Below are 13498 nucleotides of genomic sequence, written 5' to 3'. Positions count from 1 at the left end.
TCGCGGTAAGAACCTGTCAGGCTCTATTAACAAGCCGCAAACAAGAGGCTGAAAACCATCTGCATTCGTCGATCCGGCCCGCATCGGCCGCGCGCCTTTACCGGCCATTAACCCTGACAGGATGATAACCGAGCTCGATCGTTAAGGTTTGCCGCAGAGTCGCCGGCTATTCAAAGGTACGTGTCCGCTCATGAAAAGCACTGCTCCCCTTTTCCGCGCGCTGCTTGCCGTATCGATGCTTTCGGGCTGCTCCAGCTACCGGCCGACGCCGGCCGCATTCCATGAAGTTCTCGACCAGCCCTATCGCCTCGGCGCCGGCGACCGCGTCCGCGTAACCGTGTTCGAGCAGGAAGGACTGACCAATACCTACAGCGTCGATCAGTCCGGCTATCTCTCGCTGCCGCTCGTTGGCAACGTGCCGGCGCGCGGCCACACCGCCCAACAGCTTGAAAGCGAGATCGCCGAGAAACTGCGCCAGGGTTATTTGCGGGATCCCGATGTTTCGGTAGAAATCGATCGCTACCGGCCGATCTTCGTCATGGGTGAAGTGGGTGCGGCGGGGCAGTATTCCTACGTTCCAGGCCTGACCGTGCAGAAAGCCGTCGCCATCGCCGGCGGGTTCACGCCACGCGCCAACCAGGAAAGCGTCGACATTACCCGCGACATCAACGGCAAGGTGATAACCGGACGCGTGGTGATCTCCGACCCGCTGCTGCCCGGCGATACAGTCTATGTTCGCGAACGCCTGTTTTGATGTGCTGACAAAGTGGCGGACACACTCAGGATCGTCCACTGCTTTCGCTCACCGGTCGGAGGCATCTTCCGGCATGTGCGCGACCTGACCGAGGCTCAGGTCGCCGCCGGCCATGCCGTCGGCATCGTCTGCGATTCGACGACGGGCGGCGATTTCGAGGAACGGCTGTTCGAACAGATGAAAGGCAGCCTGGCGCTCGGCATTCACCGCACCCCGATGCAGCGTCATGTCGGGCCAGGCGATCTCGCCTCGGCCCGGCGCACCTACAGGATCATAAAAGAATTGCGGCCGGACGTGCTGCACGGGCATGGCGCCAAAGGTGGCGCCTATGCCCGTCTGTTTGGCTCATTGTTGCGGGTATCCAGGTCTCGCGTAGCCCGCCTTTATTCGCCGCATGGCGGCTCGCTTCACTATGACGAGACCACCGCCATGGGGAAGCTGTTCTTCGCGCTCGAGCGCTTCATGGCTCGCTTCACCGATTGCCTGCTGTTTGTTTCCGATTATGAGCGGCGGACTTATCGCAGGAAGGTCGGCGAGCCGCCCATTCCGAACGCTCTCGTCCACAACGGCCTGCGCGCCGCCGAGTTCGAGCCGGTGCGGACCGAGCACAATGCGGTTGACCTCCTCTATATCGGCATGATGCGAGACCTCAAAGGCCCGGACATCTTCATCGATGCGCTGGGGCTAGCCGCGACACGGCTCGGCCGCCCATTGAAAGCGCTGATGGTCGGCGACGGCGACGACCTGGCGCGCTATCGCGCCCAGGTGAATCAGCTCGGCCTCGAGGTCAGCTTCCTGGCGCCGATGCCGGCCAGGCTCGCCTTCACGCTGGCCGAACTGGTCGTCGTTCCCTCGCGCGCGGAAGCCATGCCCTATATAGTTCTGGAAGCGCTCGCCGCCGGCAAGCCGATCATCGCGACGGCGGTCGGCGGCATACCGGAAATCTTCGACACCGGCTCACCTGTCCTGATCCGGCCCGACCCGCGCGAACTTGGCGACAAGATAAGCGCCGCATTGGCCGATCTCGACACCTACAAAGGCCTGATGCCCGGCCTCGCCGACCTCAAGGCACGCTTCGGCGCCGATGTAATGGCCGCCGAAATCGAAAAGGCCTATTTCGCCGCGCTCAAAAAATAGAACAACGGGTTTCCACCGGGCTGCTCCTGGTGAAAGCGTCTCCAAAGCCATCCGTTGTTTCAAGGGTTTCTTAGCTCTCTTTTGCTATTCACCTGAGGGAAACCTGCGGACGCCCCATGAACGAAATCGACCCAGCGCGCCGTTTTTCGCTAGACGCGGTGCGCAAATTCGACGCCCCTGCCGAGAACAATACGGCCGGCGGCATGAACGATGTTGCCCGCCAGGTCGCCTCGCAATACCGGCGCGATACGATGTCGCCGATCATGGTGAGCGGCGTCCTGCGCATGGTGGAATTCGCGTTGCTGTTGGTGTCAGGTCTTGCCGTCTATTTCTATTATGTCGGCTTTTTCAACTATCTTGCCTGGCAATACTCACTGACGATCGCCGCCACCTCGTTCCTCGCGGTCGTTCTGTTCGACGTCACCGACCGCTACCAGATCGTCGCGCTGATGCGGCCGATCGCCAATTTCGGCCGTCTCCTGCTGGTCTGGGCCGGAACATTCGCCTTGATGGCGCTCACCGCCTTCACCATGAAAATGTCGGAAGACTATTCGCGCCTGCTCTTCGGCACGTGGTTCGTCGTCGGTTTCGTGCTGATCCTGGGTCTCCGCCTGGTGATGTCGAAGCTGATCCGGCGCTGGGCGCGCGACGGGCGGATGGAGCGCCGGGCCGTCATCGTCGGCGGCGGCAAGGCGGCGGAGGTATTGATCCGCTCGGTCGAAAGGCAGCCCTACAACGACATCCGCATCTGCGGCATCTTCGACGACCGCGGCGACAAGCGGTCGCCGCCGGTTGTCGCCGGTTATCCCAAGCTCGGCACAATTTCCGAACTCATCGAATTTGCCCGCATCGCGCGCATCGACATGCTGATCGTATCGCTGCCGCTAACCGCTGAATCGCGCGTGCTGCAGTTATTGAAGAAGCTGTGGGTGCTGCCGGTCGACATCCGGCTATCGGCGCATTCGAACGCGCTGCAGTTCAGGCCGCGCGCCTATTCCTACATCGGCTCGGTGCCGATGCTCGATATCTTCGACAAGCCGATCAACGACTGGGATTCGGTCGCCAAGCGCGCCTTCGACATCGTCTTTTCGATCATCGGCATCATCGTGTTCTCGCCGGTGATGCTGGCGACCGCAATCGCGATCAAACTCGACAGCAAGGGGCCGGTGCTGTTCCATCAGAAGCGGCACGGCTTCAACAACGAGATCATCGACGTCTACAAGTTCCGTTCGATGTATACCGACAAGGCGGACCCGACGGCCAAACAGACCGTGACCAAGAACGATCCGCGCGTCACCCGCGTCGGCCGCTTCATCCGCAAGACCTCGGTCGACGAACTGCCGCAGTTCTTCAATTCGCTGTTCGGTTCGCTGTCGCTGGTCGGGCCGCGCCCGCACGCCATTGCCGCGCAGTCGCACAACCTCCTCTACAATGAAGTGGTCGACGGCTATTTCGCTCGCCACAAGGTCAAACCCGGTGTGACCGGCTGGGCGCAGATCAATGGCTGGCGCGGCGAGATGGACACCAACGAGAAGATTCGCATGCGGACGGAATACGACCTCTATTATATCGAGAACTGGTCGCTCTTGTTCGACCTCAAAATCCTGTTCCTGACGCCGATCCGACTGCTCAACACGGAAAACGCATATTGAGCGCGACGGCCTATGTATTGCCGGCGGCGGCGGTCAACGCCAAGCTGATTGCACTGATTGCGTCGGGGGCGGTTTTCCTCGGCGTTTTCCTGTCCGGTTTCGTCATTGCCGAGCCCGCGCCGTACGATCTCTACATGATCGGGCTGATCGTGGTGTGGCCCTTGTTCGGCATGCGTATACAGCGCGCGGCGGTGCCGCTGCTGGTGCTGCTGGTTATCGTGAACATCGGCGGCATGATCTCGATGACGCAGATGTCGGACCTCGCCGGCACGCCGCTCTATCTCGCCGTCTCGCTGTTCCTGGCCTTAACCGCGGTTTTTTTCGCTTCGGTAACGGCCGTCAGGCCCAGTCTCTACCGGGTGATCTTCGTCGCCTATGTGGTGTCGGCGGTGCTGACTTCGCTGGTCGGCATAGCCGGCTATTTCCATGCCTTTCCAGGAGCGGAGATCTTCACCAAATACGACCGTGCCGCCGGCGCCTTCCAGGACCCGAACGTGTTCGGTCCGTTCCTGGTGCTGCCGGGCATCTACCTGCTCTATCTGCTGCTTACCGGCTCGGTCGCGCGCATGCCTCTATTGGCTATGCCGCTGCTGATCATCACCGCCGGCATCTTCTTTTCCTTTTCGCGCGGCGCCTGGGGCATGTTCGCCGTTTCGGCGATCCTTTTGACCGGTGCCTTGTTCCTGCAGAGCGCCAGCGGCAAGTTCAAGCTGCGCGTCGTCGTCATGACCATCGCCGCCGTCGGACTGCTGGTCATCGCAATGATCGTCATCCTGCAACTGCCAGGCGTCGCCGAGATGTTCTCGAACCGCGCACAGCTCGAACAAAGCTACGACACCGCCCGGCTCGGCCGCTTCGCCCGCTATACGATCGGCTTTCAGATGGCACTGGAGCATCCTTTCGGCATCGGCCCGCTCGTCTTCGGCAAGATCTTCGGCGAGGACACGCACGACATCTGGCTGAAGATGCTGATGGATTACGGCTGGCTCGGCTTCGTGTCGTTCCTGACGCTGACGTGCTGGACGATCGCCGCCGGCTTCCGCATTCTGCTGCGCGACCGGCCGTGGCAGCCTTATCTTCTATGCGCCTACGTCGCCTTCATCGGCAATATCGGGCTCGGCACCTTCATCGACATCGACCACTGGCGCCATGTCTACCTGCTGCTCGGCTTGATCTGGGGTGCCATCGCGCTCGAATACCGCCACCAGTGGCAGCTGCGGGCGACGCAGCGACCGGCAATCCCCGTCGCGGTTGCTTCAGGCAAGACAGCAACCGAATTCGGTTGACCGGACCCGGTCTATCACGATACATCGCGACCGGTCCGGAGTGTAGCGCAGCCCGGTAGCGCACTTGACTGGGGGTCAAGGGGTCGTCGGTTCGAATCCGGCCACTCCGACCATTAAAATCCAAAGGCTTAGCCAGTTTTCCCCCAAAACTGGCTGTACAGACGATAGCCGCACTGCAGCAGCGCAACATACGCAGGCGTGATCTCATCGAGGGAACCGATCACGCATCACTCGTGCGCGAGGCACGGAGGCTGGCGTCTAGCCAGAAGCCCACCGAGAAACCGCGCGGTAATGGCTAGGTAAGCTTTGCTGCGTACGCCAACCTTTATCGTGAGAAAAGGTCCCGCCGCACATGCCAGAACGGCGGGACTCGATCAGGCGCCTTGCATCAGGCAGGGGTGACTCGGGGGTTGGGCATGCCCGGTGCGCGCGGATCGTACTGAACCCTAGGCGCATCAGCTGCAATGCGTCCACCAACCATCGGTTGGAAAGAACTAATTCAATCCCGACGGCTGGCCTGGCCTGAACAGGCGCGCGCTCAAGGCTCAGTTTCTTCCCGGGGAGGAGCTTTTTGGTCAGGACAATCAGGATAGGGCAATTCTTCACACGGAGAGGGCCTGTCGCCAACGCTGCGATAATGTTCCGCGAGTTTTGCGAAACCGTAGGCGAAGGCGAAAAGAAGCGCGAGGACAACCGCTATTCGGACGGCCATACCGTATTGTAGCAGGATCCTCGCATTGGAGCGCGCGGCGTTTTGGTACGTTTGAATGTTGAGTTCGAAAAAGGTTGGCTCTAGTTGAATTGCCGTCGTCCGCAGTTGTAAGGGCGAGCGGACGCTACGAAGATGCCACGCGCTTTCGCCCTTTTCGGGAGAGATGCAATGTCGCTTCAAGGAGTTGCCTGTCCTGCCGAGCTGACCATGTTGACCAAGGCACTTGATGCCCGATGCCGTGAACTAGGCCTCGCTGATGGAGATCCAGGCAGAGAAGTGCTCGGCCGCAGAGTGATGGATTTATTTGAAAGTGGTCAGCTCAGCGCCGAAGATTTGAGACTGGCTCTGAGCGGCGAGATCTTTAACGCCAAAAATCCTCCGGCCGGAGCCAGTGGGCCTTGATACGGCAAGCGGCTATCCGCGCAGCCATTTGAATCACTGGCCCAGCGTCGGCTTCCGTGTGCGCAGGAGCGCGTGTGAACAAATGTGATTTTGCGGTCGGTGCCAGACGGGCTAACTTTACCCATCGAACGAAAGAGGAGAATGATCATGAAGACATTCCTCGCAATAGCCGCGGCACTGACCATGTCCATATCAGCTGCCTCTGCGGATTGCCCCGCGCATTCCAAGGTTCAGGCATCGGTCGACACGCAGACGAAGACAGCAAGCGTCGAGAAGGCCGATATGTCGACTGTCACGGACGCTCAGACGATCAAGAAAGAAGAGCCACAGAAGACCGAGTAGCGGTTACGCTCAGCGGATTCCACGACCCGGATAAATCGCTACTGGCACACATCCACCCACTCGGCGTCGACGAGTTCGGCCAGGCGTTGCGGGCTGAGCCGCACGGCGGCATTCGTCGCGCCTGCCGCCGGGACGACCTCGTCAAAGGCGCGCAGCGAGATGTCGCAGTAGACCGGGAGCGGCGCCGGTAGGCCGAACGGGCACACCCCACCGACGGGATGGTTGGTCGCGGCGAGCACCTGGTCGGCGTCCAGCATTCGCGCCTTGCCACCAAACCGGTCCTTGAATTTGCGATTGTCCAGCCTGGAGATCCCGCTGGCCACGATCAGCATCGTCTGGTCGCCGGCGCGCAAGCAGATCGTCTTGGCAATCTGCGCCGGCGCTACGCCATGCGCTTCGGCGGCCAGAGCCACCGTCGCCGAGCTTGCCTCCGTGACGATGACGTCAATGTCGGCCGCGTGTGCGGCGAAGAAGGCGCGAACGGATTCGAGGCTCATCTCCAGCAATTTCCGTCTGGCGTCGCCGTGGCGGCCGGCAAGTCCACTACGTGGCCGAAAAAACGAAGCCCGCCAGGGCGACCCATGGCGAGCTCGTGGAATAAAAGCATGACACGTCACTACGACACGGATCGCCTTTTGGCAGGCAACACGGCTTCGTCAAACAGAGCGCTTTCCGGAAGTTGAAGCGCGGAGGCAATACGCCGACGTTTCGAGGGATCGGCATCCTTGCCGCTTTCAACGTCGGCAATCTCATAGGCTGCCAGCCCGCACGCCAGGGACAGCTCTTCGATGCTGTATCCACGGGCTTCCCGGGCGGTTCGGACGGCACTGCGTTCAGGCGTAACCGCGCTCGCCGCCAGTTCGGAATAAGGTTCGCGTTTTGCTATTTGGGGCATTGGCAACTCCGTGGGATGAAAGAGTTAGATCAAATCATGTTGTTGCCTGAGACGATCGGGAGAATGCCCGCTCGCCGGTGATTTGCCAAGCATCAAAGATAGCGTCACGGCATCGTGAACCGACGCCGGAATGGATGGCGGATGCCGGCGAGCTGACATCTGGCCGGATCCTCAGCAGACACAGTTCGGAAACAAAATTCTACAGGCCGGAGAAACTGCCGAAAAACTCCAAGGCGATAGTCCCAACCGCAGCGCTCGAGTCACCGACCTGAATCAGTGACGCTCAAATTCCGCCTGCGCAAAAAGGAAACGATGTCATGAAGAAGCCTCTTCTCTCCGCTCTTGGACTTGCAATCGCACTTGCCCTCTCGATGCCGATCATCGGCGCAAGCAGCGCGAATGCGACGACGATGCACACCATCGTCAAGAAGCATCACCGCCATCACTACCATCACCGCGTCCACCACTACCGCCACCATCACAAGAAGGTTGTCGCGAAGAAGTACTGAAAACACCCTCGGGCGAACAACCCGCAGTCAGCCGTTCTGGTCCTGGATCAAGGGCGGCGCGCTTGCCGGGTTTGCCGTGTCGGCGAAAAATGGCGGCGGTCCGCTGACCACCGCCATTTGCTTTTCTTAACGTGCCGACCTTGAACGCGCTCGCGGCGCGTTTTGCTGTCGGCCGCCGAGGAATAGACTGGCGACGAGCCCGACCAGAACCAGCCCGACAGCGGCCGCCGTCGCCGGGTGATCTCGGGCGGTCTTCTCGATCGCCCGGCCTTGCCTTCTGATTGCCGGCAAGGCGTTGCCGAGCCGCTCAGTGATATCCGAATAGTAATCCGACGCGGTATCGCGCCCGTCTTCGTAAAAGGCGCCGCCCTGCTTCAACACGGCTTTCTTCAAGGTGGCCAGTTCCCTGGCCAAGGCCGCGACCTGCTTGTTGAGATCGGTGTCGGAGATGCTCGAAAGCGATGCCATGACGTGCTTCCTTCATCTGCAGAAGGAAGCCTAACGCATGACCCTGAAGACCGTTCCGGTCAACCCGGCGGGCTCTAGCGAACCTGATCGAGCAGGCGCTTGCATTCCAGGAGGTCGAACAGCGCCTCCTGCAGCAACGCGCGATTGTCACGGGAAAGTTTTGACGTGTCCGGCGGAACCGGACCTTCCTCGTCGGTCTTGCCCATACCGAAAAAACGACGGCTGGGTTTCACCCTCGGCTGGCCAACCAGCATTTCGTCGTCCGGGCCGCGCGGCTGCGCCGCTTGCGTCAGCGGTACCGTGTCGGCCTGTCGGCGCTGCGAGATCGCCTCGACCGCCGCCATGTCGCCACTGCCGACGGCGATCAGAAACTGGTTGCCGTTCTCGCGCAACAGCTTCTGCACGCCCTTGATCGTATAGCCCTGGTCGTAGAGCATATGACGAATACCCTTGATCAGTTCGACGTCCTGCGGACGGTAGTAGCGGCGGCCGCCGCCGCGCTTCATCGGCTTGATCTGGTTGAAACGCGTCTCCCAGAAACGCAGCACGTGCTGCGGCAAATCCAGATCCTCCGCGACCTCGCTGATGGTGCGGAAAGCATCAGGGCTCTTGTCCATGGACGAATCCTCACGCTAGAGCATGATCGCGAAAGGCGGGAACCGGGTTCGGGCGACATCACGCTTAACAAAGAGAGCAGCTTTCCGTCCCGGCGGAACGGATCACACCCAATACCGATCCGGCCTACCGAATCGCATCTTATTTCAGCGGTTTATGAAACAATATTCAAGCCCGGCGCAAAAGCCGGGTTCATTTTTCAACCGAAGCCTGGAGCATGATTCTTGGCAAAGGGGGATTGGGCGGCTACTTGCTGCCCTTGGCTTTGCTGTTTTGATGGGAGCGCAGGATACGGTTCTTCAGTACGTTCGACGACTTGAAGGTCATCACCCGGCGCGGCAGGATCGGCACTTCCTCACCGGTCTTGGGATTGCGCCCGATGCGCTCGTTCTTGGAGCGGACGTGGAAAGTCGCGAAGGACGACAGCTTCACCGTCTCGCCGCGAACGATCGCCTCGCAGATCTCATTCAGCACCGCCTCGACAAGCTCGGCCGATTCAGTACGTGACAGCCCAACCTTGCGGTAAACGGCTTCGGCGAGGTCGGCGCGCGTAAGTGTCTTTCCCCCCATACGAACCGTCCCATCAGCTCAAAAACATAAATCGATACAAGCAACGGCAGAACCTAAGTAATTGATCCGTCAAGGTCAAGGACCCGAACCCGATAGTTCGGCACTTACCAGCGGAGCAGGACGGCACCCCAGGTGAAGCCGCCGCCCATCGCCTCGAGCAGTACCAGGTCACCCTTTCTGATGCGACCGTCGGCGACGGCTGCGGACAGTGCCAGCGGCACGGAAGCCGCCGAGGTATTACCGTGCAAATCGACGGTCACCACCACCTTCCGCTCCTCTATCCCGAGCTTTTTGGCCGAAGCGTCAATAATTCGTTTATTGGCTTGATGCGGCACGAACCAGTCGAGATCGGCGGCGCCGATGCCGGCCTGTGCGAACGTCGCCTCGATGACGTCGGTGATCATGCCGACCGCATGCTTGAACACTTCGCGGCCTTCCATCCTGAGGTGCCCGACCGTTCCGGTGGTCGACGGCCCACCGTCGACAAAAAGCTTGTCCTTGTGGATGCCGTCGGAGCGCAGGCTGGCCGCCAGAACGCCTCGGTCGGCGATGCCGCCTGCCCCCGTGCCTGCTTCCAGCACCATCGCGCCGGCGCCGTCGCCGAACAAAACGCAGGTCGAGCGGTCGTTCCAGTCGAGAATACGCGAAAATGTTTCCGAGCCGATCACCAGTACCCGTCTGGCCAAGCCGCCGCGGATATAGAGGTCGGCGGTCGTCACTGCATAGACGAAGCCGGAGCAGACCGCCTGCAGGTCGAAGGCAAAACCGTGGTGCATGCCGAGCCGGTTCTGGATCTCGACCGCGGTCGCGGGAAAGGTGTTGTTCGGCGTCGAGGTCGCCAGCACGATCAGGTCGATATCGTCAGCCGTCAGGCCGGCGCTGTCGAGGGCCGCGCGCGCTGCCGCCTCGCCCAGCGAGGCCGTCGTCTCGTCGTCGGCCGCAATGTGGCGCTGGCGAATGCCGGTGCGCTGGACGATCCACTCGTCCGACGTCTCGACCATGCCTTCGAAATCGGCATTCTTCATAATGCGGCGGGGCAGCGCGGCGCCCGTGCCACGCACGACGGATCTGATCAATGCTCTTTCCTATTCCTTTGCGTCGATGACGACGTCGGATTTCCGGATTGTCTGGGCATTCGGATTGCGGGCATGGAACAGGTCGAGATCGGCTTCGATGCGGTCAAGCAGATTGTTGCGCACCATGTCGTAGCCAAGCTCGATCGCCGCCGCGAAGCCATCCGAATCAGCCCCGCCATGGCTCTTCACCACGATGCCGTTCAATCCGAGGAAGACGCCGCCATTGGAGCGGCCGACATCCATCTTCTCGCGCAGGCGATCGAAGGCGGTCTTGGCGAAGATATAGCCGATCCTGGCCATCAGCGTCCGGTTCATCGCCGCGCGCAGATAGCCGGCGATCTGCCTAACGGTGCCTTCCGCCGTCTTCAGCGCGATGTTGCCGGCAAATCCCTCGGTAACGACGACGTCGACACTGCCCTTGCCGATGTCGTCACCCTCGACAAAGCCATGGTAGTTCATCGAGGCCATGTTGGCCTCGCGCAACATACGACCCGCCTCCTTGACCTCTTCCTGACCCTTGATCTCCTCGACGCCGACATTGAGCAGCCCGACGCTCGGCCGTTCGATGCCGAAAACCGAGCGCGCCATGCCGGTGCCCAGAATGGCAAAGTCAACCAGTTGATGCGCATCCGCGCCAATGGTGGCGCCGACGTCCAGCACCACGCTCTCGCCGCGCAATGTCGGCCAGAGCGCCGCGATTGCCGGGCGATCGATGGTCGCCATGGTGCGAAGGCAGAATCTGGACATTGCCATCAGCGCGCCGGTATTGCCGGCCGAGATGCAGGCGTCGGCAGTGCCTGCCTTGACCGCCTCGACGGCCTTCCACATCGATGACTTCCAGCGGCCATGGCGCAGCGCCTGGCTCGGCTTGTCGTCCATCCGCACTGCGATCTCGCAGTGCACGAACTCACTCACTTCCGCCAGCTTGGGGAATTTGGCGAGTTCGGGCCGTACCACTTCTTCGCGCCCATAAATGACGAAGCGTATATCCGGACGGCGGGTGGCGACAGTCATGAGCGCCGGGATCACCACGCTTGGCCCGTGATCGCCGCCCATGGCATCGATGGAAATCCTGATCACGCGGTGTTCATCTCACGGTTGATTGGCCAGCGGGCTTGCCAAGGTGCGGGGCTCGCGAAGGTTCGGCGAAAATAACGGTTTTGGGCTGCCGCACAACCAACTTTTCTCAAATTGGGTCAGCCATCAGGATTTTCCCAACAGTGATCTGAGCTTTTGCTGGAATTCATTCTCCACAGGCTCGGCATCGCCGGCGGCCTCCAGCGATACACCCGGCTTGCGCGGATATGGATCGATCGCCAAGCCAAAGAACTGCTCGGCAAGCGCCCCGACGTCGATCGCATCGCCGGAAAAGGTTTCCGGGCTGTCCGGGCCTTCGGCGTCGAGCAGGATCTCACCGCCGCCGTCGAAACCTTGCCGCCCGAGCTTGGATTGCTCCGGCAGGAACAGCGCTTCGACCGGCTCGTCGATATGCGCCTCGACCGGGTCGAGGGTGACGATGCAGGCCTGCGTTATATCGGCCTCAACATGGCCGCTGACTTTCACCCCGTTGCGTTTCCAGGGCTCGACCAGGAGTTCGGCGCGATAGTTCTCGACCGAAAGCAGCTCGTGCTCGACGGCCAGCAGGGCGCGCTGGCCAGCGTCGGCATCGATCACCACCGGCAGCCCCTTTTGCGGCAGCCGGGCGACATTTGCCAGGAATGACACTGGGCTGTGGGTATCAGGGTATTTCATCTTCGCCTCCACTTCGCCACCTTCATCGGCCTGCCGTCGCTCAAGCGTTGGCCACGGGAAATGACACCGTTCCGGAAACGATCGATTCGGTCGGCTGTTCCGCGAGTTGCCTTGATGCATCGGCGGCATAGAGTGCCAGTTGCGACGCTTGCGGCCAGGCGCCGGCATCCGGCCTGACATTGCGGGCAAGGGCGACGGCGAGTGCATCATGGTCATTTCTTTGCAGCGCATCATCATAGGCGGCGGTACGGCCATAGAACATTTTCGCCAGTTTCCGCATTCGCTTCGGCACGCCGACGTCGCCAATGCCCAATTCACGCAACGAATGTTCGACATCCATGAAGAACTCGTCGATCAGCACCTGCGCAACCTCTGCCGCAGCACCGCCCTCGCCTCGCAACCGGTGCTGAAACAGGAACATGTGCAACGACAGCATCTCGAAGCGGCCGAGCGGCGTGTCCGGTACGTTCCAGGCGGAATAAAACACCGTTTGCCGCGCCGCCGCCACGATTTGTGCGTAAAGCGCCTCGGTGATGGCGCGGTTGGCATGTCGTTCGCGGCCAAAGAGGCGCTGGAACATTTGAGGGTGGTCTCCCGGGACCGTTTGTTGAAGTGGCCTTGTTGCATCGGCAAGCAAGCTGGTTTACCGGTTTTGCGGCCCAGCGCAAGTTGCGGCCAGCTTATGGAGTTGTAGTTGCGCGCGCTGAAATTCAAGTCGACTTTCCTGCCCAAGCCCGGCGGTGCGGTTTCGCTGCTGGTGATCGCTGCGGCACTTTCCGCCTGCAATTCGTCCAAGATGATCGGCGATCTCAATCCGAGCGAGACGCTGACGCAAGGCTACGTCATAGACCAGCAGGCGATCGACCTGGTGCCGGTCGGCTCAAGCCGCGAACAGGTGCTGCTGGCGCTCGGCACTCCCTCGACGAAGGCGACCTTCGATAACGAGGCCTTTTATTACATTTCGCAGACGCGCAAGCGCTATGTCGCCTTCGACAAGCCGCGGCTGGTCGACCAGCATGTGCTGGCGGTCTATTTTGGCGATGACGGGCGCGTCACCCAGATCGCCAATTACGGCTTGAAAGACGGCAAGGTGTTCGACTTCATCTCGCGCACCACGCCGACCGGCGGCAAGGACCAGAACTTCCTCAGCCAGATCATCAGTGGCGCCAGCAAGCTGGCGCCTGGTATTCCCGGCGCCAGCGGCGGCAGCACGCTCGGCGGCAGCTGATCCACCCGAGGGTGTCGGCTTCCTTCCATTCCTTTCGCTTCCCTGTAAGCGGCATATCTCAGGCAATGAAGAACCCGCGGGAGCGATCCCGCGGGTTTTG

Annotated in this window: 17 protein-coding genes and 1 tRNA gene; 9 read left to right on the top strand and 9 right to left on the bottom strand. The window is 61.0% G+C overall.

Annotated features, from left to right (window positions below):
- The first annotated feature begins 190 nt into the window (after positions 1-190).
- The 7 genes from NKH28_RS04355 to NKH28_RS04325 all read left to right on the top strand — a co-directional run bounded on the left by NKH28_RS04355 (position 191) and on the right by NKH28_RS04325 (position 6285).
- On the top strand, positions 191-754 hold the full coding sequence (locus tag NKH28_RS04355; protein ID WP_352682029.1) for a polysaccharide biosynthesis/export family protein: 564 nt from the start codon (positions 191-193) through the stop codon (positions 752-754).
- A gap of 12 nt (positions 755-766) precedes the next feature.
- The gene (locus NKH28_RS04350; RefSeq protein ID WP_352491881.1) at positions 767-1891 is read left to right on the top strand and encodes a glycosyltransferase family 4 protein; all 1125 of its coding nucleotides are present in this window, start codon (positions 767-769) and stop codon (positions 1889-1891) included.
- Between the two features lie 116 nt (positions 1892-2007).
- Positions 2008-3543 (top strand): undecaprenyl-phosphate glucose phosphotransferase, encoded by a 1536-nt coding sequence (locus NKH28_RS04345; protein WP_352542416.1) that lies wholly within the window; start codon positions 2008-2010, stop codon positions 3541-3543.
- A complete protein-coding gene (locus NKH28_RS04340; protein ID WP_352977928.1) occupies positions 3540-4829 on the top strand; it encodes an O-antigen ligase family protein in 1290 nt (429 codons plus the stop codon). The genes NKH28_RS04345 and NKH28_RS04340 overlap by 4 nt, the downstream gene beginning before the upstream one ends.
- A gap of 36 nt (positions 4830-4865) precedes the next feature.
- Positions 4866-4942, top strand: a tRNA-Pro gene (locus NKH28_RS04335).
- A gap of 767 nt (positions 4943-5709) precedes the next feature.
- Positions 5710-5943, top strand: a complete 234-nt coding sequence (locus tag NKH28_RS04330; RefSeq protein WP_352471996.1) for a hypothetical protein — start codon at positions 5710-5712, stop codon at positions 5941-5943.
- A gap of 147 nt (positions 5944-6090) precedes the next feature.
- Complete coding sequence (locus NKH28_RS04325) at positions 6091-6285, top strand: hypothetical protein (RefSeq protein ID WP_023674517.1); 195 nt, start codon at positions 6091-6093, stop codon at positions 6283-6285.
- A 38-nt stretch (positions 6286-6323) separates the two neighbouring features.
- On the opposite strand, the gene NKH28_RS04320 is transcribed toward NKH28_RS04325, so the two are convergent.
- Entirely contained in the window at positions 6324-6782 is a 459-nt protein-coding gene (locus NKH28_RS04320; protein ID WP_352471997.1) for a YbaK/EbsC family protein, read from the bottom strand.
- A gap of 119 nt (positions 6783-6901) precedes the next feature.
- On the bottom strand, positions 6902-7180 hold the full coding sequence (locus tag NKH28_RS04315; protein WP_352471998.1) for a helix-turn-helix domain-containing protein: 279 nt from the start codon (positions 7178-7180) through the stop codon (positions 6902-6904).
- Between the two features lie 317 nt (positions 7181-7497).
- On the opposite strand from NKH28_RS04315, the gene NKH28_RS04310 reads away from it, so the two are divergent.
- Positions 7498-7689: a hypothetical protein gene (locus NKH28_RS04310; protein ID WP_352977926.1), complete on the top strand. Its 192-nt coding sequence runs from the start codon at positions 7498-7500 to the stop codon at positions 7687-7689.
- A gap of 126 nt (positions 7690-7815) precedes the next feature.
- On the opposite strand, the gene NKH28_RS04305 is transcribed toward NKH28_RS04310, so the two are convergent.
- From NKH28_RS04305 to NKH28_RS04275, 7 genes are all read right to left on the bottom strand, one after another.
- Positions 7816-8157, bottom strand: a complete 342-nt coding sequence (locus NKH28_RS04305) for a hypothetical protein (RefSeq protein WP_352501526.1) — start codon at positions 8155-8157, stop codon at positions 7816-7818.
- A gap of 74 nt (positions 8158-8231) precedes the next feature.
- Positions 8232-8774 carry a MerR family transcriptional regulator gene (locus NKH28_RS04300; protein ID WP_352682035.1) on the bottom strand — a complete coding sequence of 181 codons (543 nt, stop codon included), beginning with the start codon at positions 8772-8774 and terminating at the stop codon, positions 8232-8234.
- Between the two features lie 244 nt (positions 8775-9018).
- The gene (locus NKH28_RS04295) at positions 9019-9342 is read right to left on the bottom strand and encodes an integration host factor subunit alpha (RefSeq protein WP_023717292.1); all 324 of its coding nucleotides are present in this window, start codon (positions 9340-9342) and stop codon (positions 9019-9021) included.
- A gap of 104 nt (positions 9343-9446) precedes the next feature.
- A complete protein-coding gene (locus NKH28_RS04290) occupies positions 9447-10418 on the bottom strand; it encodes a beta-ketoacyl-ACP synthase III (RefSeq protein WP_352682037.1) in 972 nt (323 codons plus the stop codon).
- A 9-nt stretch (positions 10419-10427) separates the two neighbouring features.
- On the bottom strand, positions 10428-11498 hold the full coding sequence (gene plsX, locus NKH28_RS04285) for a phosphate acyltransferase PlsX (protein WP_352472001.1): 1071 nt from the start codon (positions 11496-11498) through the stop codon (positions 10428-10430).
- 123 nt (positions 11499-11621) lie between these two features.
- Positions 11622-12170, bottom strand: coding sequence for a YceD family protein (locus NKH28_RS04280; protein WP_352501524.1), 549 nt, complete (start codon positions 12168-12170; stop codon positions 11622-11624).
- A 40-nt stretch (positions 12171-12210) separates the two neighbouring features.
- The gene (locus NKH28_RS04275) at positions 12211-12750 is read right to left on the bottom strand and encodes a ubiquinol-cytochrome C chaperone family protein (RefSeq protein WP_352501523.1); all 540 of its coding nucleotides are present in this window, start codon (positions 12748-12750) and stop codon (positions 12211-12213) included.
- Between the two features lie 114 nt (positions 12751-12864).
- Here NKH28_RS04275 and NKH28_RS04270 point away from each other — a divergent pair, with 114 nt between their 5' ends.
- On the top strand, positions 12865-13398 hold the full coding sequence (locus NKH28_RS04270) for an outer membrane protein assembly factor BamE (protein ID WP_352472003.1): 534 nt from the start codon (positions 12865-12867) through the stop codon (positions 13396-13398).
- Positions 13399-13498 lie beyond the last annotated feature (100 nt).

This window comes from Mesorhizobium sp. M1227 (genome assembly GCF_040318315.1).
GTDB lineage: Bacteria > Pseudomonadota > Alphaproteobacteria > Rhizobiales > Rhizobiaceae > Mesorhizobium.
This window is presented reverse-complemented; position numbering and strand designations above follow the sequence as displayed.